General features: G+C 65.2%; 22 protein-coding genes. 11 read left to right on the top strand and 11 right to left on the bottom strand.

Features of this window, described 5'->3' with window-relative positions; translation table 11 throughout:
• Nucleotides 1-55: 55 nt before the first annotated feature.
• Nucleotides 56-1,354: an MFS transporter gene (locus tag DVS29_RS21180; protein ID WP_240655719.1), complete on the top strand. Its 1,299-nt coding sequence runs from the start codon at nt 56-58 to the stop codon at nt 1,352-1,354.
• Nucleotides 1,355-1,612: 258 nt separating this feature from the next.
• Here DVS29_RS21180 and DVS29_RS21175 read toward each other — a convergent pair whose 3' ends face one another.
• The 3 genes from DVS29_RS21175 to DVS29_RS21165 all read right to left on the bottom strand — a co-directional run bounded on the left by DVS29_RS21175 (nt 1,613) and on the right by DVS29_RS21165 (nt 4,048).
• Nucleotides 1,613-2,782: a transporter substrate-binding and LysM peptidoglycan-binding domain-containing protein gene (locus DVS29_RS21175; protein WP_118182451.1), complete on the bottom strand. Its 1,170-nt coding sequence runs from the start codon at nt 2,780-2,782 to the stop codon at nt 1,613-1,615.
• A 40-nt stretch (nt 2,783-2,822) separates the two neighbouring features.
• Nucleotides 2,823-3,581: a hypothetical protein gene (locus DVS29_RS21170; protein WP_118182450.1), complete on the bottom strand. Its 759-nt coding sequence runs from the start codon at nt 3,579-3,581 to the stop codon at nt 2,823-2,825.
• Between the two features lie 236 nt (nt 3,582-3,817).
• The gene (locus DVS29_RS21165) at nt 3,818-4,048 is read right to left on the bottom strand and encodes a hypothetical protein (protein ID WP_124800673.1); all 231 of its coding nucleotides are present in this window, start codon (nt 4,046-4,048) and stop codon (nt 3,818-3,820) included.
• Between the two features lie 389 nt (nt 4,049-4,437).
• On the opposite strand from DVS29_RS21165, the gene DVS29_RS21160 reads away from it, so the two are divergent.
• Both DVS29_RS21160 and DVS29_RS21155 read left to right on the top strand, forming a co-directional pair.
• Complete coding sequence (locus DVS29_RS21160; RefSeq protein WP_118182448.1) at nt 4,438-4,995, top strand: GNAT family N-acetyltransferase; 558 nt, start codon at nt 4,438-4,440, stop codon at nt 4,993-4,995.
• A gap of 240 nt (nt 4,996-5,235) precedes the next feature.
• Nucleotides 5,236-6,528, top strand: coding sequence for a sugar efflux transporter (locus DVS29_RS21155; protein WP_118182447.1), 1,293 nt, complete (start codon nt 5,236-5,238; stop codon nt 6,526-6,528).
• A gap of 120 nt (nt 6,529-6,648) precedes the next feature.
• On the opposite strand, the gene DVS29_RS21150 is transcribed toward DVS29_RS21155, so the two are convergent.
• Nucleotides 6,649-7,665, bottom strand: a complete 1,017-nt coding sequence (locus DVS29_RS21150) for a glycosyltransferase family 2 protein (RefSeq protein WP_118182446.1) — start codon at nt 7,663-7,665, stop codon at nt 6,649-6,651.
• Between the two features lie 277 nt (nt 7,666-7,942).
• On the opposite strand from DVS29_RS21150, the gene DVS29_RS21145 reads away from it, so the two are divergent.
• The 3 genes from DVS29_RS21145 (at nt 7,943) to DVS29_RS21135 (ending at nt 11,317) form a co-directional block, all read left to right on the top strand.
• Nucleotides 7,943-9,598: a glycosyltransferase family 39 protein gene (locus DVS29_RS21145; protein ID WP_118182445.1), complete on the top strand. Its 1,656-nt coding sequence runs from the start codon at nt 7,943-7,945 to the stop codon at nt 9,596-9,598.
• The gene (locus tag DVS29_RS21140; RefSeq protein WP_118182444.1) at nt 9,595-10,035 is read left to right on the top strand and encodes a GtrA family protein; all 441 of its coding nucleotides are present in this window, start codon (nt 9,595-9,597) and stop codon (nt 10,033-10,035) included. Before DVS29_RS21145 ends, DVS29_RS21140 begins: the two co-directional genes overlap by 4 nt.
• 70 nt (nt 10,036-10,105) lie before the next feature.
• Nucleotides 10,106-11,317 carry a DUF2252 domain-containing protein gene (locus tag DVS29_RS21135; protein ID WP_118182443.1) on the top strand — a complete coding sequence of 404 codons (1,212 nt, stop codon included), beginning with the start codon at nt 10,106-10,108 and terminating at the stop codon, nt 11,315-11,317.
• 10 nt (nt 11,318-11,327) lie between these two features.
• Here the strand turns inward: DVS29_RS21135 and DVS29_RS21130 are convergent, their stop codons facing one another.
• Nucleotides 11,328-11,645, bottom strand: coding sequence for a thioredoxin family protein (locus DVS29_RS21130; protein WP_118182442.1), 318 nt, complete (start codon nt 11,643-11,645; stop codon nt 11,328-11,330).
• Between the two features lie 205 nt (nt 11,646-11,850).
• On the opposite strand from DVS29_RS21130, the gene DVS29_RS21125 reads away from it, so the two are divergent.
• Entirely contained in the window at nt 11,851-13,107 is a 1,257-nt protein-coding gene (locus DVS29_RS21125) for an NAD(P)/FAD-dependent oxidoreductase (RefSeq protein ID WP_118182441.1), read from the top strand.
• 44 nt (nt 13,108-13,151) lie between these two features.
• On the opposite strand, the gene DVS29_RS21120 is transcribed toward DVS29_RS21125, so the two are convergent.
• From DVS29_RS21120 to DVS29_RS21105, 4 genes are all read right to left on the bottom strand, one after another.
• On the bottom strand, nt 13,152-14,189 hold the full coding sequence (locus tag DVS29_RS21120) for a LacI family DNA-binding transcriptional regulator (protein ID WP_118182440.1): 1,038 nt from the start codon (nt 14,187-14,189) through the stop codon (nt 13,152-13,154).
• A 41-nt stretch (nt 14,190-14,230) separates the two neighbouring features.
• Nucleotides 14,231-14,635, bottom strand: coding sequence for a BspC domain-containing protein (locus DVS29_RS21115; protein ID WP_118182439.1), 405 nt, complete (start codon nt 14,633-14,635; stop codon nt 14,231-14,233).
• A 95-nt stretch (nt 14,636-14,730) separates the two neighbouring features.
• A complete protein-coding gene (locus DVS29_RS21110) occupies nt 14,731-15,504 on the bottom strand; it encodes an SDR family oxidoreductase (protein WP_118182438.1) in 774 nt (257 codons plus the stop codon).
• Nucleotides 15,505-15,581: 77 nt separating this feature from the next.
• Entirely contained in the window at nt 15,582-16,511 is a 930-nt protein-coding gene (locus DVS29_RS21105; RefSeq protein ID WP_118182437.1) for a LysR family transcriptional regulator, read from the bottom strand.
• Between the two features lie 181 nt (nt 16,512-16,692).
• Between DVS29_RS21105 and DVS29_RS21100 the strand changes: the two genes are divergently transcribed.
• The 4 genes from DVS29_RS21100 (at nt 16,693) to DVS29_RS21085 (ending at nt 21,408) form a co-directional block, all read left to right on the top strand.
• Nucleotides 16,693-17,751, top strand: coding sequence for a porin (locus DVS29_RS21100; protein ID WP_118182436.1), 1,059 nt, complete (start codon nt 16,693-16,695; stop codon nt 17,749-17,751).
• Between the two features lie 58 nt (nt 17,752-17,809).
• Nucleotides 17,810-18,916 carry an alpha/beta hydrolase gene (locus tag DVS29_RS21095; protein WP_240655718.1) on the top strand — a complete coding sequence of 369 codons (1,107 nt, stop codon included), beginning with the start codon at nt 17,810-17,812 and terminating at the stop codon, nt 18,914-18,916.
• Complete coding sequence (locus tag DVS29_RS21090; RefSeq protein ID WP_118182435.1) at nt 18,913-20,274, top strand: MFS transporter; 1,362 nt, start codon at nt 18,913-18,915, stop codon at nt 20,272-20,274. Before DVS29_RS21095 ends, DVS29_RS21090 begins: the two co-directional genes overlap by 4 nt.
• A 63-nt stretch (nt 20,275-20,337) precedes the next feature.
• On the top strand, nt 20,338-21,408 hold the full coding sequence (locus DVS29_RS21085) for an alpha/beta hydrolase (RefSeq protein WP_118182434.1): 1,071 nt from the start codon (nt 20,338-20,340) through the stop codon (nt 21,406-21,408).
• An 8-nt stretch (nt 21,409-21,416) separates the two neighbouring features.
• On the opposite strand, the gene DVS29_RS21080 is transcribed toward DVS29_RS21085, so the two are convergent.
• Nucleotides 21,417-22,985 (bottom strand): glycosyltransferase family 2 protein, encoded by a 1,569-nt coding sequence (locus tag DVS29_RS21080; RefSeq protein WP_240655717.1) that lies wholly within the window; start codon nt 22,983-22,985, stop codon nt 21,417-21,419.
• Nucleotides 22,982-23,587, bottom strand: coding sequence for a cytochrome b (locus tag DVS29_RS21075; RefSeq protein ID WP_118182518.1), 606 nt, complete (start codon nt 23,585-23,587; stop codon nt 22,982-22,984). The genes DVS29_RS21080 and DVS29_RS21075 overlap by 4 nt, the downstream gene beginning before the upstream one ends.
• Nucleotides 23,588-23,601: the final 14 nt, after the last annotated feature.

The following is a 23,601-nucleotide window of genomic DNA, read 5'->3' as shown; positions in this document are numbered from 1 at the left end:
CGGCGTACGCTGCGCCGCGCGGGTGGAATTTTTGCTTTCAAACGAGAGAGGAGACATGGAGATGAGAGGTCGTTATCGCTGGGTGGTTGCCGCGCTGCTGTTTTTCGCGGGAATGCTCAACTATCTGGATCGCGCGGCGTTGTCGGTGGTCGCGCCGATCATCAAGCACGACCTCCACATCGACGATGCAAGAATGGGCCTGCTGTTCAGCGCGTTCTTCATCGGCTACTGCGTGTTCTGCTTCATCGGCGGCTGGGCGGCGGACCGTTTCGGTCCGCGCAAGGTCTTCATGCTCGCGGCCGGATTCTGGTCGGCGTTCTGCGGCGCCACCGCGCTGGCGGGCAACTTCGCGACGCTTGCGATCGCACGGATCGCATTCGGCGTGGCCGAAGGTCCGATGGGCACCACCACGAACAAATCGATCTCGAACTGGTTTCCGCGGCGGGAAGCGGGGCGCGCGGTCGGTCTCACCAATGCCGGCCAGCCACTCGGCGCGGCGATCGCGGCGCCGATCGTCGGGCTGGTTGCGGTGCGGTTCGGCTGGCGCATTTCGTTCGTCGTGATCGCCGCGCTCGGCTTCATCTGGATGGTGTTCTGGTGGCGGTGCTTCCGCGATCAACCGGAAGCTCACCGTTCGGTGTCGAAGGAAGAGGCCGACTGGATCGCGAGCGACCGCACCGCTGTCGCGCTCGATGAAAACGGCGGCGCCACGCCGAAATCGCACAACGTGACGTATTACCTGCTGTCCGTTCCGGTGATCGGTGTCGCGCTCGCGTTCTTCGCGTTCAACTACGTGCTGTACTTCTTCCTGTCGTGGCTGCCGAGCTACCTCACCGACTATCAGCATCTCGACGTCAAGCACATGAGCGTGGTCGGCGTATTGCCGTGGCTCGGCGCGACGCTTGGCTTCGTGCTGGGCGGCCTGCTGTCCGACTCGCTGTACGCGCGCAGCGGCAACGTGCTGTTCGCGCGCAAAGCCGTGATCATGCTCGGTCTCGGGATGGCGGCAGTGTGCGTGCTGCTGGTGTCGCGCGTGGCGTCGCTTGCGCCCGCCGTCGCGCTGATCGCGGTGGCAAGCCTGTTCGCGTTCATGACGCCGCAGGCGTGCTGGTCGCTGCTGCAGGACATCGTGCCGCGCGAACGGATCGGCGCGACAGGCGGCTTCGTTCACCTGCTCGCGAACCTGGCCGGCGTGGTGTCGCCGAGCGCGACGGGCTTCATCATCGAATACGGTGGCGCCGGCTATGCGCCCGCATTCGTGCTGGCGGGGGTGCTGGCCGGCGTCGGCATGCTCGCGATGTGGCTCGCGGTGCGCGAGCAGAGTGTGGCGCGACTCGCGCGTGCGGCGGTCTGAGTTTGAAAGAACGCGGCGGCCGAAAGGTGAGGGAATTCGGGAAAGCAGGCGCATGAACATCCGCTTTTGATGCCGAGCGGCGCCGAAAAGAGGCCCGATTCGCTGCAAAAGCATCCCGTCCGCGCGTAAAGGTGAGCTTATTCAGGATGTAAAACCTGGTAGAACCAGGTAAGCGCCATCCTGCATCCTCTCACCTTTGATTTCGATCGCGCGTGACGTCGATAGGCATCGCCAGCCGCCGCACGCGCGATCGCACCCTCACCGCTGCGGAATCACCAGGTGCTGTCCGATCAGGATCAGGTTCGGATTCGCGAGGTTGTTGCGCTTCTGGATCTCCACATAACGCGAGCCGCTGCCCAGCATGCTCGATGCGATCACGTTCAGCGTGTCGCCTGAACGCACGACGTAGGTCCGCTCCGCGCCACTCGCACTCGCCACGATCACCTGGTCGCTCACGAAGTACTTGCGCAGCAGATCCAGATACTCGGGCGTCTGCTTGACCTTCGCGATCGCCGAGTTCAGGTAGATCAACAGCGCGCTGTCTTCCTTGCGCACGCCGATCTTGTACGCGAGGTTCGAGCCGTCGAGCTTCGTGACCGCGAAGCGCAGATCCGTGCCCTTGATCTCCGATACGCCGAACGGGTAGTCGTAGACGATCGCGTCCACCTGATGCGAGTCGAGGAAGTGCGCCATCCACGAGCGCTCGCCGCCAATGCTCGCGTCGGACAATTCGACGATCCGGCTGTTCGGAAACGCCTTCGTCACATACGCCTTCACGTCCGGGTCGCCCTGCAGCACGCCGATGGTCTTGCCCGCGACGTCGGCCGCCGAGCGGACGCTCGAGTTGTGCGGCACGATCAGCGCATAGCCGAAGTCTTCGACGTACGGCACCGAGTAGACGACGCCGTCGGGCGTGTTGTCAGGGAACGTGAGGCCGTCCATCGCGATGTCGACCACGGCGTTGCCGTGCGGGTCGGTCTTCATCAGCTGCGCCGGCACGTCGGGATAGGTGTCCACGCCGTGATACGTGTCGATGACGATGCGGCCGTGATCGCCCGACGTGAATTCCTTCTGCGCGAACAGCAGGTTCGCGAAGTCGACGTTGAAGCCCTGCGGCTTGCCCTGGTCTTCCGAATAGAACGGCCGCGACGGATTCTCGACGCTCACGCGCACCACGCCGTTTGTCAGGATCGACTTCAGCGTGTCGCGATTCGGCACGAAACCGTCGGGCACCGCAGGCGAGGGCTTCGCGATATTGACCGGCGCGGGCTGCGCAACGGTGTTCGCGTTGTTGCCCGCGGCGAGATCCGTCGACGACGTCTCGCCACCGCCGCTGCGCTGCGCGTTGTAGCGCAGCGTGCCTTGATACACCGCCCAGCCGAGGGCGAGCACGATCAGGAACAGCAAGGATCCAATGATGCGTTTCATGTTGGTCTTCTAGAGTAAGAGGGAGTGGGCGACAGCACGCTCATTCGGACGCGGTGGGCGAACCGAGTTTTTGCGGCGGCGCCGTGTCGCCGATTTCCGTCGCGGCGGCTTTCGCCTGCTGGACCTCGGCGTTTTCCATCAACGAGGTTTCCATCTCGGAGAACGCCTTGTTCACCGAGTTCATCACCGAGTCGAGCGCGGCATCGGTCTTGATCTGCGCGAACGTATCGCTGGTTTGCAGGCCGGCGATCTTGTTCATCCGCTGTGCCGATTGCGACATGTCCCACAGCGCGCGGGCGCGATCGATCGCGTCGGCGAAGCGCTTGAGCTCATCCTGCACCTGCTTGTAGCGTCCTTCGCGGAACGCGAGCAGCTTGTTCATCGTGGCGAGCTGGGCTTCGAAGCGCGCGGCGTCTTCCGGATACTGCTTCTTGAACTGGACCGTCTTGTCCGCGAAGTTCTTCACCTCGGTGCGAAAGTCGGTGATGCTCTTCTTGAACTTCTCGGCCGCTTCCTGTTTTTCCGCGAGCTCGTTGTAGAGCGTCTCGATCGGATTGTTCTTCGCCTCGGCGACGACCATCTTCACTTTCTGGTTCGCGAATTTCATCGCGATCACCGGGCCGAAGTTGATCGCCGCGAGCCCGATGATGGCCGCGAGCACCAGCCCGACGAGCCCCTTGACGAGCAGGATCGCGAGCGGCGCGCCGATAGCGATGCACAGCGCGATGATGGCCCATTTGACGACTCGGTACTTCGTCTGGCTGAACGTCGTCGAAACCGATGTATTGCTGGCAGACATAAAATCCCCTTTTCGTTTTTGCACTGTGAATGGCGTGAGTCACCGCGTTTAAAGTCACATCGGCAACGCTATTGAGCCGATGTGAATGCCATGCGGTCAGCACACATGAAAACGATTCACGTTGGATAAAACTCGATGTGCGCCGCTGTTTCTGCACGACCGTACGCGCACAACGAACCCGGGCCGCGGCGCGATGCCCGTGCTAGTCGTGACGTTCGAATCGGATGAAGGGCGCTTTAAAGGCGTCGCGCGCGGCAGCGGGCGTCGAAATCGACGACCGGCGGGAGCGGCCTCGTGTCGTGAAGGCCCTTGACGGGCGGGCGTTGCAGCGCGTTGCCGAACGGTTCGGCCACGTCATGACCCGCGCTGATAGCCTGAACGGCAGCGTGAACTTCGCAATACGGCAAAAACGGAATCACCACGGCCCATGCAGTCAACGCCGATTGGCAGGACGTCGCATTGAGCAACCAGGTTTTCATTTTCTTTACCCCATCCTCTGCGGTTCTGATTATGTCTTTCGCGCGATGAGACGATGGGAACTATACGCCGCGCCGCAACAAAGTGTGAGTCGCGCGATGCGATTGGAATAGGTACTCTGACGGCGCGTTTTAGGCACGTTATTTATCTGGCCGTTCAAAACGCGGCCTGCGTTTCGGGCGCAAACGTTAAATGCGGAACACGTATTTGCGCAATCGCGAAGACGCGTGCCGAGCCCGTTTGACGCGCTTTTCCGACGCACGAAAAGTGCTACAGATGCTTGCCGCCGCGCCGCATCGCGCGTGAGTTCACTATATGATTCCACCGTGCAGGCGCAGCCTGCGGGCAGTCATGACGATTGTGGGAGAAGAGCCGCATCATGCTGGTCCACATCCGCGAAGCCACGCCGCGCGACGCCGCCGCGATCGCGGAGATCCACGTCACGACGTGGCAGACCGCCTACGAAGGCATGCTGCCGGCGAGCTATCTCGCGGGTCTGTCCGTGGATGTCCGCGCGCGTCAGTGGCATCGTTCGCTGTCCACGCGGCAGCCGCGCGTGTTCGTTGCCGAATCGGGCGATGCGATCGTCGGCTGGGTCGCGTTCGGCCGCTGCCGCGATGCGGACAAGGACGGCAGCTGGGGCGAGGTCGAAGCGCTGTACGTGCTGCCGTCGTTCTGGCGGCGTGGCGTCGGTCAGCGCCTGATGGACTCGGCGCGGCGCGCGCTCTCGCGCATCGGCTACACGGACGTCGTACTGTGGGTGCTCGCCGACAATCATCGCGCGATCGCGTTCTACCGCAACGCGGGTTTTATGGACGACGACACGAGCCGCGCCGTCCACATCGCCCATGCAAGGCTGAAGGAAGTGCGCTACAGCGCGGCGCTGACCGGCCCATGGACGGCCGCGTCGTCCAGTATTCGCGACCTGATGCGCTAACGCTGGCTGTTCGCCAGGCGGACCTCGCTCGCCCCCGCGATCGAAACATCAAACCCGCCGGAAAATTCCCGGTATCCGGGACTTCGCGCCGCAACGCGCACACGATCCGATTGCGCATGCGTGTTCCGCCTCCATATCGCGGCGAGCTTTGGCATACTGCCGTTTGGCCGCGCAGGACCGGCGACGCACCGCCGGTCGCGATCAGCGCTCGCATGCCGTCCGCCACCACACGCCCCGTCGATGAATTCCCGACTCAGCAGTCTCGCCCGCATTCCCTACTTCATGCCGCTCGCCGGCGCCACCTTGATGCTCGGCGTCGCGATGTCCTTCACTGCACCGTACCTGTCGCTGTTCGGCGTCGAACGCGCCGGCATGACGCCGCTGCGGCTCGGTCTCTTCATGACGCTGATCGCCGCGAGCGGCGTCGTATCGAGCGCGTGGGCCGGCCGCTGGTCGGACCGGCACGGGCATCACCGCGCATTGCTGCTCGCTGCGCTGATCGCGGCGGCGCTCGGCTTCCTGCTGCTCTGTTTCGTGCGCGATTACCGGGCGCTGCTGATCATCGGCATCGCGTTTCTCGGCTCCGGAGGTTCCGCGCTGTCGCTGGTGTTTTCGTTCGGCCGCGCGGCGATGATCGTGCGCGACGAAGCCGAGCGCGCGTTCGCCACCGCCTCGCTGCGCACGGTGCTTTCGGTCGCGTGGGTGTTCGGGCCGTCAGTCGGCGCGCTGGTGCTCGCGGGCGTCGGCTTCTATGGCCTCTTCCTGTTCGCGGCCGCCTGCTTCGCGGCGTGTGGCGCGATCATCGGGCGCATGCGCGAGTCGCCCGACGTGCACGAGCCGCCGGATCATGTGCCCGGCGACCCGGCCACGTCGATCGAAGTGACGACGCTCGAACCCGAAACGCCGGTCGAGCCGGACCCGACGCATGCCGATGCATCGCAACGCCTGATCTGGCGTTCGGTGTTCGCGATGACGCTGATCGGTCTTGCCGCGAACGCAACGATGATCGTGCTGCCGCTCTACATCGTGCAGGGGCTGAAGGGCACGCGCATCGACGTATCGGTGATGCTCGGTCTCGGCGCATTCCTCGAGATTCCGATGATGCTGTGGCTCGGCGCGCGCGGTTCGCGCCTGAACAAGCTGAACTGGCTGGCCGCGTGCGCGGCGGTGCACGTCGTCTACTTCGTCGGTTGCGCCGCGACGAGCACCATTCCGATCCTGATTCCGATGCAGGCGTTCAACGCGTTCGTCGTCGCGGTTACGTCATGCCTCGGCATGACGTACATGCAGGACCTGATGCCGCAAGCACCCGGCCGCGCCACCGCGCTGTTCTTCAACTCGGCGCGCGTCGGCTCGATTCTGTCAGGCGTGCTGTCGGGATTGCTCGTGGCCGGCGTCGGCTACAAAGGCACGTTCCTGTTCTGCGGTCTGCTCGCGGCGGGCGCGCTCGTGCTGTTCGCCGATCCGCCTTGGGAGCGCTGGTATCGCGTCGCACGCGACTGGTGGCGCGCGCGATCGCGATCAAACGACTGACGCGGCACGAACACACGAAGCGCACGAAGCACACAAAGCACACAAAGCACACAAAGCACACAAAGCAACGCGGCCGGTGAACCCGGCCGCGATTGCGTTCATGTCACCGCGTAGCGAGAGTCAGGTCGCGGCGCGCGCCCGACCCACCTGCCAGCGCGCCTTCGCTTCCGCGCCTTCGGGCAACGGATAGGTCTGGTCCGCGAGCACTTCGACCGGATCGTAGCGTCGCCGCACGAGATAGATCGGCCGATGCTTCGTTTCGAAGTACACCCGCCCCAGGTACTCGCCAAGCACGCCGATGCCGATCAACTGAACGCCGCCGAGGAACAGGATGATGCTCGCGAGCGACGCATAGCCCGGCACCGGGTTGCCGTAGATCAGCGTGCGTATTACGAGAAAGAGACCGTAGAGCACAGCGACCGCCGCAACGCTGCTGCCCACGTAACTCCACACGCGCAGCGGCAACGTGCTGAAACTCGTGAAGCCCTCGAGCGCGAAATTCCACAGCTTCCAGCCGGAGAACTTCGTCTTGCCCGCGAAGCGCGGCTCGCGCACGTATTCGACGATCGCCGATTTAAAGCCGACCCACGCGAACAGCCCCTTCATGAAGCGTTGCCGCTCGGGTAACTGCTTCAGCGCCTCGAGCACTTCACGCGTAAACAGCCGGAAATCGCCGACGTTTTCCGGAATGTGTTGCGGCGCGAGCGCATTGTGCGCGCGATAGAACATCGCGGCGGTCTTGCGCTTCGCGAACGTATCCGTCTCACGATCGACGCGTTGCGCGAGCACGACGTCGTAGCCTTGCCGCCACTTGTCGACCAGTTGCGGAATCACGTCGGGCGGATCCTGCAGATCCGCATCGAACGGAATGATGATGTCGCCATTGGCCTCGTCGAGGCCGGCAGTCAGTGCCGCTTCCTTACCGAAGTTTCTCGACAGCTCGATGATCTTCAGCTTGCCGTACCGACGCCGCAGCAACTGCAGTTTCGCAAGCGTGCCGTCGCGGCTGCCGTCGTCGACACAGATCACTTCGAAGTCGAGATCTTTCAACGAAGACAGTACGGGCACGACTCGTGCGAACAGATGCTCCGCGGAGTCTTCTTCATTGTAAAAGGGCACAACCAGCGAGAGCAGCATATGTTCACCTGATGGTCTGTTGGTTGGGTCCACGATGCGTTGGTGCGAACGATTGCATCGAAACATAGCCATTACCGTGCCCCGGCATGGCCGACCATTCGGTGCGGAACCACACATACGACGATTGCGCTGAGCCTTACGGTGCGCTAGTCGATGCGATTCCGTCAGACGGATTCTCTCGTTAGGCAAACGGAACAACCCACGGCGCATGGTGTCTTGATGGCACGCATTCCGCTGATGCTGGATCGACCCTCAGGCAAAGGACCGGACTTCACACATGGAACCGATGAACTCGGGCACGGCGTCGCGCTATGCCCCCTCCGACCGTGCGCGTCACGGACTGTCGCCAGGCGCGAATGCGGGCCTCGACAGCCTGTTCGTGCCGATCGCGATCGCCATCTTCGCGGTTGCGATTTTTCTGCGCGTTTTCCATCTCGACTATCTGTCGCTCTGGAACGACGAAATTTTTTCGCGCTACTACTATGACCTGTTCGGCGCGAAATTTCTCGTCACGACTGGCCTCACGATCGAGCCGACGCCGCCGCTCTACTATTTCCTGCTCGAACCGTGGATGGCCGCGTTCGGGCACAGCGAGTCGGCGATGCGCTCGCTGTCGGTGGTCGCGTCGCTGATCGCGTTGCCTCTCGTCTACGCGGTGGCGCGCGATCTGTCGAATCGCGCGATTGCATTGACGGCTGCCGCGCTGTTCGCGGTGTCGCCGATGGCCGTGTATTTCTCGCAGGAAGCGCGCGTGTACATGTTCACGGTGATTCCCGCTGCGCTGATGCTGCTCGGCATTGCGCGCTTTCTGCGTGAAGCGCGCAACGGGGATCTCGTGTTGTATGCGGTCGGTGCGATCGTCGCGCTTTACAGCCACGCCACGTTCACGTTCATGGTGGCCGCGTGCAACGCGATCGTGATCGCGTATCTGTGGCTCACGCCGGTCGCCGCGCGCGAACCCGATGCAGGTCCGCGACGCGCGGCGTTCTCGCGTATGGGTGCGACGGTGCGCTGGCTCGTCGCGAACGTGGTGGTGGGGCTTGCGTATCTGCCGCTGCTGGTGCCGATGCTGTCGATCGGCAAGCATGGCACCGGACTGTCGTGGATTCCGCCGCTGTCGTTCCGCGATCTGCTCGTCGCGATGAGCGCGCTCGTGATGGGTCCGATCACGGAGATGCGCTTCCCAGGCGTCGAACTGAGCGGACTGCTGATCGCCGTCGTGGCGGTGGTGCTGATGCTGGCGATCATGCCGCGTCGAGCGCTCGCGGTGGTGGTAGGCATTCCTGTGCTGTTCGTCGCGCTCGTGACGATCGCGAGTCTCAAGCAGCCGATCCTGATTCCGCGCATTCTTTGCTGGATGACCTTGCCGCTTGCGGTCGTCCTTGCGTATGCGATCGTCGTGCCGTCGAAGCTGCGCATCGTGGCGCGGCTCGCGGCGCTGCTTGCGATCGGCGTCGGCTTATACTGGCAGATCGCGCTGGCCGATGGCGCGAAGCCACCGTTTCGCGAGATCTTCAGCGAGACGCGCGCCGAGCTCACGCATGCGGACGACGTCGTGCTCGCGCCGTATGCGTCAGCCGTGCTGCTGAAATACTATGGGCCGCCTGTCATCAAGAACCTGCAGAAGTGGCATGATCCGGCCGTGACCGGCATCGAGAGCAACCAGATGATCGAACAGTTCGGTATTCCGCTGCGCACGCGGCAACAGGTGATTGACGACATCAAGAGCGGCAAGTCTGTCGCGATGGTGGTCACGTCGCCGGACGCGCGCTTCATGCCGGCACTGATGGACAACGTGCCGCCGCCGCAGCGCCGCGTCGAATCCACCTGCAACATCGTGCCGCGCCATGGTGTGCAGCCGCCGCCGTGCATTGCGGTGTACGGCTGGAACATGCCGTCGAACGCGCCGGTCGCCACGCAGGCGCCGCAATGAGCACGCCGGACCACACGGTGCGCCATGCCGGTTCGCGCGGGTTGATCGGCGCACGCGCATTCCGCTTCGTCAAATACGCGCTGATGGGGCTCGTCGGAACCGGCGTGCAGTACGCGGTGCTGATCGCGCTCACCACCACGCATGTCGCGAGCGCTGTGGTCGCGTCGACGATCGGCGCTGGCATCGGCGCGATCGCGAACTACGTGCTCAACTACACCGTCACCTTCAAGAGCAACGCGCGCCACCTGCATGCGGCGCCGCGCTTCTTCATCGTCGCGGCCGCGGGTATGGCGATCAACGCGCTCGTGATGAGCGTGATGGTCAACCGGCTGCACGTGTACTACCTGCTGTCGCAGGTCGTCGCGACGGGCGCGGTGCTGCTGTTCGGCTTCATCGTGAACTCGCTGTGGTCGTTCAAGACGCGTCACGAAAGCTGATCGCCACACGTGCCGCGCGTTGTGCGAACCGCACGCATCCAGATGCAGTGAACGACGACGGGGAAACGCGATGAAACAGCCAGACGGGGCGCGCCGCCCAGGCCAGCGCGGCGAATATCTGACGAAGATGCGCAACCTGAAGATGGCGCGCTCGGTGCACGCCTACGTGCGCGGCAACACGCTGAAGTTCTACGAATGGCTCAACGACGCCGGCGTGAAGACGCTGCCGGAGGGCCCCGCGATCTGGATCTGCGGCGACTGCCACACGGGCAATCTCGGCCCGGTCGCCAATGCCGATGGCGACGTCGAAATCCAGATTCGCGATCTCGACCAGACCGTGATCGGCAATCCCGCGCATGACCTGATCCGCCTCGCGCTTTCGCTGGCAACGGCCGCGCGCGGCTCCAACCTGCCAGGCGTCACGACCGTGCAGATGATGGAAGCGCTGCTGGAAGGCTACGAGCACGCATTCAAGCGCGGCAAGCCGCACGATGGCCGCTGGAACAAGCCCGTGCCGATCCAGGTCGTGATGCGCGAAGCGGTGCGCCGCTCGTGGAAACACCTCGCGCGCGAGCGCCTTGAAGACGTGCAGCCGACGATACCGCTCGGCAAGCGTTTCTGGCCGCTTGCGCAGAAGGAAAGTGCCGCGGTGCGCACGCTGTTCGACGATGAAGCGATCGCAGGACTCGCGACGGGCTTGAGCAACCGGCGCGACGGCGGTCACGTTGAAGTGCTCGACGCGGCGTATTGGGTGAAGGGTTGCAGTTCGCTCGGGCGTTTGCGTTACGCGGTGCTGCTCGATGTCGACGGCGGCGTGATGGAAGGCGACGACCTGTGCCTGATCGACGTGAAGGAAGGCGTGAAGGCCGCGGCGCCGCGCTATCCGAACGCGGCGATGCCGCGCGACAACGCGCAGCGCGTCGTGGAAGGCGCGCGGCATCTGTCGCCGTTCCTTGGTGAGCGGATGCGCGCGGGGCGGTTGATGGACCGGTCCGTGGTGGTGCGCGAGTTGTTGCCGCAGGACATCAAGCTCGAGATCGACGAACTGACGCATCACGAAGCGAGCGACGTGGCGCGCTATCTCGGTTTCGTGGTCGGCAAGGCGCACGCGCGGCAGATGGATGGCGCCACGCGGCGCGCGTGGCGCAACGACCTCGGGCGCAATCGCTCGAAGACCCTCGACGCGCCGCTGTGGCTATGGACGAGCGTCGTCGAACTGGTGAGCGGGCACGAGGCGGGGTATCTCGAGCATTGCCGAAGGGTGGCGGCGGCGGGGCGGTAGGCGTACGACCTCACCCCAACGCGCCAAACCCCTCCGCAATACTCTCCACGTCACCGGGCCGCACGACGCGCGCCACTTCCGCGCCGTTGCGCATGAAAATCAGCGTCGGCCACAGCTTGACGCGAAACGACCGGCCGAGCGGCCGGCCCGGACCGTCTTCGATCTTCAGGTGACGCACGTCCGTGTGCGATTCGAACGCGCGGCCGATCAGCGGCTGCGCGCCCTGGCAGTAGCCGCACCAGTCGGTGCCGAATTCGAGCACCGTGGTGCCGGCGAGTGCGTCGACTTCTTCGCGCGTCGGCGCGGTCGTGGAGTAAGGCGTAGCCATCGAATATCCCGAAGCGGTCCCAGAGCGTTGTCCCTGCATTCAATGTAACGGAAAAGCCGCGAGCAGGCAGGGCGACTGACAACGTGCCATCGCTCGGCTTTGAGGGAAATCCATCAAATCTCCGGATGATCGGCCGTCGGGTATCGACTAAGGTTGCCTCCGATGGCGCGACATCCGCCGCGCGTGAACAACAACGGGAGACAGCATGAAGCCGCATGATGCGATGGTGATCGTCGGCGCGGGGCAGTGTGGGGCACGCACGGCAAGCGCGCTGCGCACGAACGGTTGGGAAGGCGCGATCGTGCTGCTTGGCAACGAAGGGCTCGCGCCGTACGATCGCCCGCCGCTGTCGAAGCAGGTGCTGCTCGGCGAGCGCACCACCGCGCAATGCACGCTCTACGACGAAGCGTTCTACCGCGACAACCAGATCGACCTGCGCGTCGATGCAGCGGTGACGGCGATCGATCGCGCCGAACGTTGTGTGCGGCTTTCGAATGGCGACAGCGTGCCGTACCGGCGCCTGCTGATCGCGACCGGCGCGGAGCCGCGCCGGCTCGCGGTGCCCGGCGCGGAGCTGGCGGGCGTGCATCTGCTGCGCGCCGTGCCCGATGCGCTCGCGATCGTCGAGGAACTCGTGCCTGGCCGCCGTATTGCGATCGTCGGTGCGGGTTTCATCGGCCTGGAAATCGCGGCGACGGCAAAGGCGCGTGGCTGCGAAGTCATCGTGATCGAGGCGGCTGCGCGAGCGTTGATGCGCGCGGTGCCGGAAGTGGTGGCGGGCTATCTCGTCGACAAGCATCGCGAGATGGGCGTCGACGTGCGCTTCGCGGTGCAGGTCGAACGTCTGGTGGCGGATGCGTCGGGCGGGCGCGTGGCCGGCGTCAAGCTGTCGGATGGCACGAGCATCGATTGCGATGCCGTGGTGGTCGGCATCGGCGTGACGCCGCGCACGGCGCTGGCCGAGGCGGCTGGCATCGACGTCGCGGATGGCATCGCGGTGGACGACACGTTGCGCACCAATGACCCGCACATCTTCGCGGCCGGCGATGTCTGCTCGTTCCCGCATCGGCTGTTTCGCCGGCGCATCCGGCTCGAATGCTGGAAGAACGCGGAAGATCACGCGAAGGTGGTCGCGCGCAACATGCTCGAATACGGCGAGACGTATTCGGCAGTGCCGTGGTTCTGGTCGAACCAGTACGACATGACGATCCAGATCGCGGGCATTCCGGCGTTCGGCACGAACACCGTGACGCGCGACGCGGGCAAGAGCTCGAAACTCTTCTTCGCGCTCGATGGCGACAACGTGCTGGTGGGCGCGAGCGGCGTCGGCAAGATGGCGGAGATCGCGAAGGACGTGCGCATCGCGCAGGAACTGATCGCGCAATGCAGCCGGATCGAGCCGCGGCTGCTGGAGGACCCGGCCACGAAGCTGCGCTCGCTGATGTCGGCAGAGGCAACGTAAGCGCAGGCCGCTCGAACGGTCGCGACCCAGGTCAAGCCCAACGCTCAATCCACCGGCGGCAGATTCTCGCGCAGGAACACCGTGACGGGAATGCGCTGCGGCAGCGTCACGCCGGGGTCGCGATGGTAGTGGCGCAGCACGAGTTCGATCGCGCGCAGCGCCTCGCCGCTCGCGTTCTGGTCGATCACGGCGTCGAGCGTGCCTTCCAGCAGCAGGCGCCGCGATACGTCGCTCAGCTCGTGGCTGATCATCACGGTGGGGCGTGCGCAGCCCATCGCATTCAGCGCCGCGGCAATGCCTTCTTCGCCCACCGAGATGTTGTAAATGCCGCGCAGGTCCGGGTAGCGCGCGAATGCATCGCGCGTCAGGCGCTGCGTGCGCGTGGGGTCTTCGCGGCTTTCGACCGAGTCCACCACGTCGCAGCGTGGAAACCAGCGGCGCAGCACCGAACGGAAACCATGCTCGCGCTCTTCGTGGCCGAGAAAGTCGTGCCGGCCCGTGACGATCAGCACCTTGCCGCCGGACTCGCCCAGAAAGCGCCCCATCAGTTCGCCCGCTACACGCCCCGCGCCGCGATTGTCGATGCCGACGTACGCGAGACGGCCGGTGCCGGGCAGATCGCTCGCGAGCGTGATGACCGGCATCGATGGGCTCAGCTTGCGCACCGCCGCGCTGATGTCGGGATGTTCGTACGTGACGATCACGAGCGCGTCGGCCTTCTGCGTGGCGCGCTCGATGGTCGCGACGATCCGCGCTGGCTCGAGGCTGTCGAACCACGTGACCGCGCAGATCACGCGTTGCGATTCGAAAGTTTTCTGCGCGAGTTCGAGGCCGTGCTGCAGGTTCAGGTAGTACGCGTGTTCCGGACGCAGCATCAGGATCGCAATCCGCAGCAGGCGGGTCGGCACGCTGCCCAGCGCGCGATCGATCTTCAGCTTGCGCGCCCATTCGAGCACGCGCGCTTCCTTGTCGCGGGACACGCCGCCGCGGCCGTTCAGCACGCGGTCGACGGTGGCTTCGCTTACGCCCGCGGCCTTCGCGACTTCCGCCATGCTGGTTTTACGGCGAAGCGTGGAAGCCATCGGCGGGCTCGTGCGTGAGGTGTGTGGTCTGGCGGTAGAGGTTAGTGGATTTCGCCCGCCGGCGGCAACAGCGATACCGCGTTGACCGCTTTGTGCCGCACGCCGCAACGTGCGCGCACCGGTTCCCACGAGTATTCGCCGCGCAGCTTCGCGAACGCGCGCATCGTGATCGACGCATCGATCGGGATCGGATTCGCGATGCTGAAAATCGACGAACCGGAATGCACTTTCGCCTTCAGCACGCGACGGTCGGGCACCATCACGGAGTCATATCGTGGCGCGGAATGCACCCAGCGGTCCAGCGCCGCGACACAATCGACCACGACGCGCGGCACGTGCAGGCGGGCAAGGTAAGCGTAGTCTTCGGCAGCGGCAGTTTGCGCGAATGCGCGATGGCCCATCCAGCTCAGTGCGATCAGGCCGAGAACGACAATGGTGATCTTCATGCGAAGTTGGCCCGCGTGAAGCGGGCTTCTTGAGAACGGCAGGAAGGTCCCGAGTATACACGGGCCTTTCAGGATGCCAACGTTTCGATTGCTATTCAGCCTTCTGGCAGTTCGCGCACGTCCGCCGTCGGCGCGCTGCCGAATGCGTCGCTCAACGCGTAGTCGATCAGCTTCAGCGCGGACGCTTCCGGCGTGGCCAGCTTGCCGCTGCGCTTCATTTCTTCGAAGCGCTCGCGCATTGGAAACTGCTCGGCTCCCGTCGCGCGGATCGTGGCCTGCATGTCGGTATCGACCACACCGGGCGCGAGGCTGCAGATGCGCAGCGCGCGGTTCGCATCGAGCGCGACGGCGCGCGCGTGATGATCGAGCGCGGCCTTCGTCGCGCAGTAGATGCTCCAGCCGGGATACGCGTTGCGCGCGGCACCGCTCGAAATGTGCACGATGCGGCGGTCGTTCGCGGCGGGTGTGGCGGCAGCGAGTGCGCTCGCCAGCATCAGCGGCGCTGCCACATTGAGGCTCACGGCACGCGCGATGGCAAGCGGGTCCTGACCTTCGATCGGGCCGATCGGCTCAACCGCCCCCGCGTTGTTGAACAGCACGACACGCCCGGCGCGGTTCGCGAACGCGCCCAACGCATTGCTGCCGAGCCATGCGCCAACCTGTTCCAGCGACGCCAGATCCACCTCCGCTTCCCGCAGCAGCGTGCCGAAGCGTTCGGCGAGCGCGGGGTTGCGCCGGCGCGAGACGCCGAGCACGGCGATGCCGCGTTCGAGCAACTGTGCCGCGAGCGCTTCGCCGAGCCCGCGCGTGTGTCCAGTGACGATCGCACGCGTGGTGGACGTAGCGTGCGAATGCGAAGTAGTAACCATGATGATGAAAACCTTGGTGTGACGTGATCTTCAGAGTGTGCCGACGATTGTACGGCGCACGCGCGGAACGCGTCGCGCTACGCGGCAGTGCCTGCGCCCGCATCGCGGAAATGCTCCCGCACGAATTCGACGAAGCGGCTTGCCGCGCCGTTGCTGATCGTCGATGGAAAGGTCAGCGTGAGCGGCGCCGTGAGCGCATGCGGCTTCTTCAGGCGGCAATACACGACGCCCACCTGACTATAGCGCTGCATCGATGCCGGCACGAGCGTTACGCCGAGACCCGTCGACACCAGCTTGATGCCCGACAGCATGCGCGGCACCTCGCGCGCGACGTTCGGCGAGAAGCCGGCTTCGCGACACGCCGTGAGAATGTCCGCGTACATGCCGGGCGCACCGGGCCGGCGCACGAGGATAAAGTCTTCGTTCGCGAGCGCGCGCAACTCCACTTCCGGTTCGCGGCTGCGTTTGCGCGCGAGCAGCGGATGCCCCTCGGGCAGCACGACGACCATCGGCTCTTCGTCGAGCACCACGAACGATAGATCCGGCGGCACCACCACCGGCTTGCGCAGAAACGCGACGTGCACGAGACCGCCCGCGAGCCGCTCGTTCACTTCGGCCGCGTTGAGTTCCGTGAGATCGACGCCGACGTCCGGATGCAGGCGCCGGAATTCGCGGATCGCCTCCGTGGTGAGCGGATGGAAACTCGCCGAGCTGGTGAGACCGATGGACAGCGTGCCGATCTCGCCGCGCGCGATGCGAGCCGCGCGTTCAACCGACTGATGCAGGCCGTCGAGAATGCGCTGCGCGTCTTCGGCGAAGGCCTTGCCGGCGTCGGTCAGCACCACGCCGCGTGGCAGCCGCTCGAACAGTTCGAAGCCGATCTCCTCTTCGAGCAGGCGGATTTGCTGCGACAGCGGCGGCTGCTGCATCGCGAGCCGCGACGCCGCGCGCGTGAACTGTCCTTCTTCGGCCACCACCAGAAAGTAGCGCAGATGCCGCAATTCCATCGCTCGACTCCGTCACGCCCAGGGCGAAAATGACATATCTAAAAAATATGGATAGTGCCTGAAATGGGTATTTTACATTTGCCACAGGCAAACCTACGATCTCGCCATCGCAACGGGTGGTGAATGTCGGGGCCGCTCGCTGCGTGCAAACCAACACAACAACGCACTCAGGAGACGCTCAGTGAAGAAGAAGCACTATCTCGCCGCCGCGCTTGCCGGCGCCGCCAGCCTGCCCGTGTTCGCACAGTCGTCGGTCACGCTGTACGGTGTGATCGATACGAACCTCGAAGTTCTCAATCACGCCAGCGCGACGGGCGACACGCTGGTGCGCGAAGGCTCGGGCGGCCTCAGCAATTCGCGCTTCGGATTCAAGGGCACGGAAGATCTGGGCGGCGGATACTCGGCGTTCTTCTGGCTGGAAGCGGGGATCAACAGCAACGACGGCTCGAACACGACGTCAGGGGTGCTGTTCAATCGTCAGGCCGCGGTCGGCATCTCGAATGCATCGTACGGCTCGCTGTCGGCCGGTCTGCAGTACACCGCGATGTACGACATCCTCGAGCAGTACGATCCGATGGGCTATGCGCCGCACTACACGTGGTTCCCGACCACTGGCTCGTCCGACGACTTCTCGTACAAGGCGCGTCTCAACAACTCGGTGAAGTACGTCGGTCAGTTCGGCGGCCTGAAGGCGATCGCGGACTACAGCTTCGGCGGCACCGCGGGGTCGTTCCAGAGCAGCGCGGCCTACGGCGCGGGCCTCCAGTACGCGATCGGCACGCTGTCCGCCGCATTCGCGTACGACTACCGCAACGGCGCGGTCACCACCGCGGGCCTGTGGACGAAGTCGCGCAACTGGAGCCTGTCCGCGCGCGACGAGTTCGGCCCGGTGACCGTGATGGGCGGCTACGAGCACTATCTGTACAACCCGACGAAGGGCGCGACGGTGTCGGCGGCGTTGTGGTTCGGCGGTGTGCGCTATCGCATCGTTCCGGCGTTCCAGCTGACGACGGCGCTGTACTACCAGAGCAACCAGACGAAGAACGTATCGAACTCGATCATGGGCGTGCTGAGCGGCGACTACTCGCTGTCGAAGCGGACCGATCTGTATGCGACCGTTGCGTATGCAGCGGCAACGCGTTACGCGAACGGTACCTACACGCCGGTAGGGGTGACCGACGATACTGCGTACGGTCCGAACCAGACCGGTGTCACGGTCGGCATCCGCCATCGTTTCTGATCGGCGCCGGCGTCGTGCAGCAACATGCAGCGTTCCAGCGTGATGGAGGAGTGAATCGATGGATCTGAAGGTCTTGCGCAACTTGCGTGCGAGCGCTTTATGGAGGCTTGCGCGTAGCGCGGCCGTTGCGGCTGGCGCTGCTGCTGCGATCGTTGCCGCGCCAACGCTCACATTCGCGCAGCACGTGTACGAACCGCATCTGCATCCGGTTGCGGTGATCGCGCCGGTGCGCTTGCGGCTCGACACGCCACAAGGGCCGGCGGAAATTCCGCTCTATCTGTCGGCGGACTGGAGCGTGCCGCAGCCGCGCATCGAACGCGCGGTGATCGTGATTCACGGCAAGCTGCGCAACGCGGACGTGTACTACGGCACCGCGGAAAAAGCCCGCGACGCGGCGGGCGCGGACCCCGCGACCACGCTGCTCGTCGCGCCGCAGTTTCTCGCGACGCTCGACACCCGCATCCACAGCGTGCCGCCCGACATGCTGCGCTGGAAGGACAACGCGTGGATGGGCGGCGAGCCGGCCGAGGGCAGCGTGCCGCTCAGTTCGTACGCGGTGCTCGATGCGATCGTCGCGCGCCTCGCGGATCGGCGCCTGTTTCCGAACCTGAAGCACGTGACGTTCGCCGGGCATTCGGGCGGCGCACAGGTCGTGCAACGCTACGCGGTGGCCGCGCATGATCTGCAGGCGCTCGCCGATGAAGGGATCGACGTCAGCTATGTGGTGTCGAGCCCGTCGTCGTACGCGTATTTCGATGCCGGACGGCCGGATGCGCAGGGACGTGCAGCGCCGTTCGACGCCGCGCAGTGCCCATCGTTCGACGACTGGAAGTACGGGATGCAGGCGCGGCCGCCGTACGTGAACGACCGCTCGCCGGCGCAACTCGAGGCGGCGTACGTGAAGCGGCCCGTGACGTATCTCGTCGGCGGCAACGACGACGACCCGAAGCAAGCCGCGCTCGACCGCAGTTGTCCGGCCGAAGCCCAGGGTGCGCAACGGATTGCGCGCGCGGAAGGCTACTTCCATTATCTGCAGGCGCGGCACCCGGAAGGCTTGAACCAGCAGTTCCACGTGGTGCCGGGTGTGGGCCACAATGGCGCGCGGATGCTCACTTCGCCATGCGCGCTCGCGACGATGTTCGGAACAGGATCATGCACAAAATGAACGACCTGCACGCACTCGATAACGATGCAATCGACCATACCCACGCATCGCCTCAGCTCAACCCGCGCATGGTGCGACGCGCGATCGTGTCGTCGGTGCTGGGAAGCGGGCTCGAGTGGTTCGACTTCCTCGTCTACGGCTATTTCTCGAAGATCATCGCGCAGGTGTTCTTTCCGTCGGACCACACGTTCGTATCGCTCGTGCTGACGCTCGCGACGTTCGCGATCGGCTTCATCGTGCGGCCGATCGGCGGCATCCTGCTCGGCATCTACTCGGACCGCGTCGGACGGCGCCGCGCGCTCGCGGTGCTGATCATCGCGATGGCGGCGAGCACGCTGCTGATGGGCCTTACGCCTTCGTATGCGACCATCGGCGTCGCCGCGCCGCTGCTGATCGTGCTCGCGCGGCTGTTGCAGGGGATGTCGGTGGGTGGGCAATTCGCTACCGCGTCGGCGATGCTCGTCGAGTACGCACCGCCGGGCAAGAAGATGTTCTACGGCAGCTTCAACATGTCGTCGCAGGCGTTCGCGCTGCTGCTGTCGTCCGGCGTCGGCCTGATTCTGACCACGCAGCTCACGCATGCGCAGCTCGTGGCGTGGGGCTGGCGCGTGCCGTTCCTGATGGGCTCGTTCGCGGGGCCGATCGGCTTCTATATCCGCCATCGCGTCGCGGAGTCGCCTGAGTTCGTGCAGCTGCGCGAGCATCGTGGTGCGCCGGTCAAGCAGCCGGTACGCGAATTCTTCCGCGAGAATACGGACGCGGTGATCTGCGCGATGGGCGTTATCATCGTCGGCGCCGCGACGAACTACGTGTGGCACTCGTATCTGCCGCTGTATGCGGAGCGGCAGCTGCATCTGCCGCTGTCGAACGCGCTGGTCGGCGCATTCGTGTCGGGCGTGCTGAATATCGTGCTGTTTCCGGTGGCCGGCAAGCTCTGCGACCGCTATGGGGCGTACCGGCTGTTTTATCCGGTGATCATCGCGTGGGTGGTGGTCGCGTATCCGCTGTTCCATTTCGTGATTTCCGCGCCTACCTTTGCGCATCTGTTCACCGCGCAGATGATCGCGACGCTGTTCCTGGCGGCGATGTCGGGCTCGCATCCCGGCATGCTGGCAACGCTGTTCCCGGTGCGCAATCGTTCGACCGGCGTCGCGCTGTCGTACAACGTCGCGGTGACGCTGTTCGGCGGCCTCGCGCCGCTCACCATCACGACGCTCACGCAGTGGTCGGGCAGCAGCCTCACGCCCGCGTTCTACCTGATCTTCGCGGGGCTGCTCTCGCTCGCGATGGTGTTCTTCACGAAGTCCGGTCGCGACGAGGTGCCTGAAGCGCGCGCCGGCTCCGCGACGACGCACTGAACGCGCACTGGCTTCGCGTTGGCTCCGCGTTGACTCTCTAATCACGCTTTTCACAGGTTCTGCATGTCCGAGCATTTCCCCCCCGGCGACGAGCGCGCGCCGAACGAGCGTCCTGTCACCGCGATCGCGCCGCATCGTCTCGCTATCGAGACGGAGGCAGGCCGCGGCGTCGCGCCGCTTTACGTGACCTGCGACTGGAGCGTGCCGCAGCCGGCCATTCGCCGCGCCGTGATCCTGATCCACGGCCGCCTGCGCAATGCCGATACGTATTTCAAACTGGCGCAAGCGGCGCGTGCCGCGGCCGGCGGCAACGAGAGCGACACGCTGCTCGTCGTACCGCAGTTTCTCGCGAGTGCAGATGTGTCGGCGCATGATCTGCCTGCCGACACGCTGCACTGGGACTGGACCAGCTGGATGGGCGGCGATGCGGCTGTCGGCCCCGCGCCGCTCAGCTCGTTCGATGTGCTCGACGCGATCCTCGATGGGCTCGCGGTGCGCGAGCAGTTTCCGTCGCTCGCGAGCGTGGTGATTGCCGGGCATTCGGGCGGCGGTCAGGTTGCGCAGCGCTACGCGGTGGTCGCGCGAGGCGAAGCGCGGCTCGCCGAACGCGGCGTGGTGGTGCGCTATGTGATCGCGAATCCGTCGTCGTATGTGTACTTCGATGCGCAGCGGCCCACCGCGGATGGAAGCTTCGCACCGTTCGATGCGGCAGCCTGCCCGGGCTTCAACGACTGGAAATATGGATTGAACCGCTTGCCGGCATACGCACGATCAGCGCAGTCGTCGGAGCAGGCGGATTCTGCGCAGACGCTCGAAGCGGACTACGCGCATCGCGACGTAACGGTACTGCTCGGCAGCGAGGATTGCGACCCGGCGCATCCGGCGCTGGATACGTCATGCGCCGCGCAGACGCAGGGCGCTCATCGGCTCGAACGCGGGCTCGCATACGAGCGCTACATGCGGATGCGTCATCCGTCGGGCTTGCGGCATCGCACGATCGTGATCGATGGCTTCGGCCACGACGGCACCGGAATCTTCACTTCGCCGCAGGGCGTGGCCGCCGTGTTCGATGACGACAATCATGGCGCGCAGCCCGCAACGACGCGATCGGAGCATCAGCGCGACGGCCTGTAACCCGTCGTTCACTCCCCGCCGCCGACGAGCCCCGTACGTTCCTGCACGCCCCAGCGCTTGCTGCGGGTGAGGAAGTGCACCCAGCCGAGCGCGGCGCCCGTGTGCCGCAGCACCTGGAAGCTGAACGGTTCGAACACCGACGCGACGAACGCCATCGCGAGGCTCGAATTGCGGCGGTCGCCGGTCCAGCATCGGTACAGATGCACGGACCACAGGTGAAAGGCGAAGTCGACGATGATCTTCGCGACGATCACGCCCGACACCGACAGCGCGACCCCGAGCTTGCCCTGCACGATGAACATCACGAGCAGCGCGATCGCGGTGAGGCCGTAGATCGGCTGCAGCGTGTCGAACGCCTTCACGGGCAGCATCAGCAGACCGAGTTGTCCGTAGCGGCGGTTGCCGATCATGTCGCGGTTCCAGTACTGCGTCTGCAGGAAGCCCGCGAACCAGCGGCGGCGTTGCCGCAGGAAGCTGCGCACGGTGCCGGGCGCATCGGTGTACGCCTGCGCTTCGCCGATCACGCGCACGCGCCAGGTCTTGCCATGCTCGACCGCATAGCGGCGCAGCCGGTGAATCAGCTCGTAGTCTTCGACGAGGCAATGTCCGTCGAAGCCGCCCACCGACAGCACCGCGTCGCGCCGGAAACACGCGAACGCGCCCGATACGAGCAGCAGACTGTCCGCGCGCATCCATGCGAAGCGCGAGATGAAGTTGCGGATGTACTCGTAGGTCTGAAACCACTGGAAAAAGCGGCCCATCGTGTCGCGCGCGCACATCGGCGTGAGGATGCCGGTGGCCGCAACGAGTTCGGGCTCCGCTGCGAACGCGCGCCGCATCGCGGCGCAGGCATCGGGCGCGACGCGCGTGTCGGCATCGACGGTGAGCACCGTGTCGGTCTCGATGTGCGTGAGCGCCGCGTTCAGCGCGGCCGCCTTGCCGCCGTGCGGCACGCGCAGCCAGCGTAGCGTCGGATACAGCGTGCTCGGCGCGCTCAGCTCGCCGTCGGGCGCCTGCGCGAGACCGTACTGCTGCGTGAGGACGTCGATGGTGGCATCGGTGGAGCCGTCGTCGGCGAAGACGATCTGCTGCAACGGCTCGCTCTGCTTGAGCAGGCCATCGAGCGTCACCTGAATGACGGGCGCCTCGTTGTACGCGGCCACTACCGCGCCGAGCGTCGGCAGCTTCGCGCCGCGCGGCATGGTGGGCGCCGTTGCCTGCCCTCGTGCGAACGAACCGGCGAGCGGCAGCGTCTTCCACGAGACGAAGCAGAGCAGCAGCGTGTCGTACGCGATATACGCGACCCCGATGGACCACGACACCAGGCCGTGCAGCAGGAACGCGCGCGCGAACAGCACGAGCCACAGCGCGAACACGCCGCCGTGGATCAGCACGCTCGCGAGCGGCGTACCGCGCGGCACGAGACGCGGCGACGTGTGTGCGAGGGCGGCGGAGAGCGCATCGAGCGTGGTGACGGGCAACGCCTGGCCGCTGCGCGAACTCACGGGTCGGCGTCGCGAAGCGGACATGGCGAGCGGCGCGCCCGCTTCGACCGGAGTGCGGGTGGGCGTACTCATGGCAGCATCCGGCGCAGCACCGATTCGCGGTCGATCAGTTCATGCTTCAGCGCGCCCAGGATGTGCAGCGCGAGCACCACGTAGAGCACGTAGCCGAACGCCGTGTGGATCGCGCCGAACACATCGTGCAGGTGCTCTTTCAGCGCGGGCGGCAGGTCCATGATGAAGCCGAGGCGGAACCACGGCACGATGTGGAACAGCGACATCGGATGCGTGGCCGCGTCCTTCCACGCGGAGTCATGCAGCCAGCCGGAGATCGGCAGCGCGAAGATCAGCACGTAGAGCAGCACGTGCGCCGCATGCGCGGCAGCGCGTTCCCAGCGCGGAAAATGCTCGGGCAGCGGGGGCGGCTTGTGCGTGACGCGCCACAGAATGCGCACGATCGCGAGCCCCAGCACCGTGATGCCGATCGACTTGTGCAGGTCGATCACCGGGCGGACCCAGTCGTCCGGCAGGTAATCGGCGCTCAGTGCGAGCGCGACGTTGCAGATCATGCCGAGTGCGATCAGCCAGTGCAGCACCATCGCGGTACGCGTATAGCGCTCGACGGGCGGAGCCGTAGCTGCGTCGGTGCTGTGAGGAAGGTTGGCGCGAGTGTTCATGTGTGCGTCTGGGT

It is taken from the genome of Paraburkholderia phosphatilytica (assembly GCF_003443895.1).
Lineage (GTDB): Bacteria > Pseudomonadota > Gammaproteobacteria > Burkholderiales > Burkholderiaceae > Paraburkholderia > Paraburkholderia phosphatilytica.
This window is presented reverse-complemented; position numbering and strand designations above follow the sequence as displayed.

Bases quoted from the DNA above. Each gene is read 5' to 3' on its own strand.
- DVS29_RS21180 (WP_240655719.1), top strand. From the start codon at position 56: ATGGAGATGAGAGGTCGTTATCGCTGGGTGGTTGCCGCGCTGCTGTTT.
- DVS29_RS21175 (WP_118182451.1), bottom strand. From the start codon at position 2,782: ATGAAACGCATCATTGGATCCTTGCTGTTCCTGATCGTGCTCGCCCTC.
- DVS29_RS21170 (WP_118182450.1), bottom strand. From the start codon at position 3,581: ATGTCTGCCAGCAATACATCGGTTTCGACGACGTTCAGCCAGACGAAG.
- DVS29_RS21160 (WP_118182448.1), top strand. From the start codon at position 4,438: ATGCTGGTCCACATCCGCGAAGCCACGCCGCGCGACGCCGCCGCGATC.
- DVS29_RS21155 (WP_118182447.1), top strand. From the start codon at position 5,236: ATGAATTCCCGACTCAGCAGTCTCGCCCGCATTCCCTACTTCATGCCG.
- DVS29_RS21150 (WP_118182446.1), bottom strand. From the start codon at position 7,665: ATGCTGCTCTCGCTGGTTGTGCCCTTTTACAATGAAGAAGACTCCGCG.
- DVS29_RS21145 (WP_118182445.1), top strand. From the start codon at position 7,943: ATGGAACCGATGAACTCGGGCACGGCGTCGCGCTATGCCCCCTCCGAC.
- DVS29_RS21140 (WP_118182444.1), top strand. From the start codon at position 9,595: ATGAGCACGCCGGACCACACGGTGCGCCATGCCGGTTCGCGCGGGTTG.
- DVS29_RS21135 (WP_118182443.1), top strand. From the start codon at position 10,106: ATGAAACAGCCAGACGGGGCGCGCCGCCCAGGCCAGCGCGGCGAATAT.
- DVS29_RS21130 (WP_118182442.1), bottom strand. From the start codon at position 11,645: ATGGCTACGCCTTACTCCACGACCGCGCCGACGCGCGAAGAAGTCGAC.
- DVS29_RS21125 (WP_118182441.1), top strand. From the start codon at position 11,851: ATGAAGCCGCATGATGCGATGGTGATCGTCGGCGCGGGGCAGTGTGGG.
- DVS29_RS21120 (WP_118182440.1), bottom strand. From the start codon at position 14,189: ATGGCTTCCACGCTTCGCCGTAAAACCAGCATGGCGGAAGTCGCGAAG.
- DVS29_RS21115 (WP_118182439.1), bottom strand. From the start codon at position 14,635: ATGAAGATCACCATTGTCGTTCTCGGCCTGATCGCACTGAGCTGGATG.
- DVS29_RS21110 (WP_118182438.1), bottom strand. From the start codon at position 15,504: ATGGTTACTACTTCGCATTCGCACGCTACGTCCACCACGCGTGCGATC.
- DVS29_RS21105 (WP_118182437.1), bottom strand. From the start codon at position 16,511: ATGGAATTGCGGCATCTGCGCTACTTTCTGGTGGTGGCCGAAGAAGGA.
- DVS29_RS21095 (WP_240655718.1), top strand. From the start codon at position 17,810: ATGGATCTGAAGGTCTTGCGCAACTTGCGTGCGAGCGCTTTATGGAGG.
- DVS29_RS21090 (WP_118182435.1), top strand. From the start codon at position 18,913: ATGAACGACCTGCACGCACTCGATAACGATGCAATCGACCATACCCAC.
- DVS29_RS21085 (WP_118182434.1), top strand. From the start codon at position 20,338: ATGTCCGAGCATTTCCCCCCCGGCGACGAGCGCGCGCCGAACGAGCGT.
- DVS29_RS21080 (WP_240655717.1), bottom strand. From the start codon at position 22,985: ATGAGTACGCCCACCCGCACTCCGGTCGAAGCGGGCGCGCCGCTCGCC.
- DVS29_RS21075 (WP_118182518.1), bottom strand. From the start codon at position 23,587: ATGAACACTCGCGCCAACCTTCCTCACAGCACCGACGCAGCTACGGCT.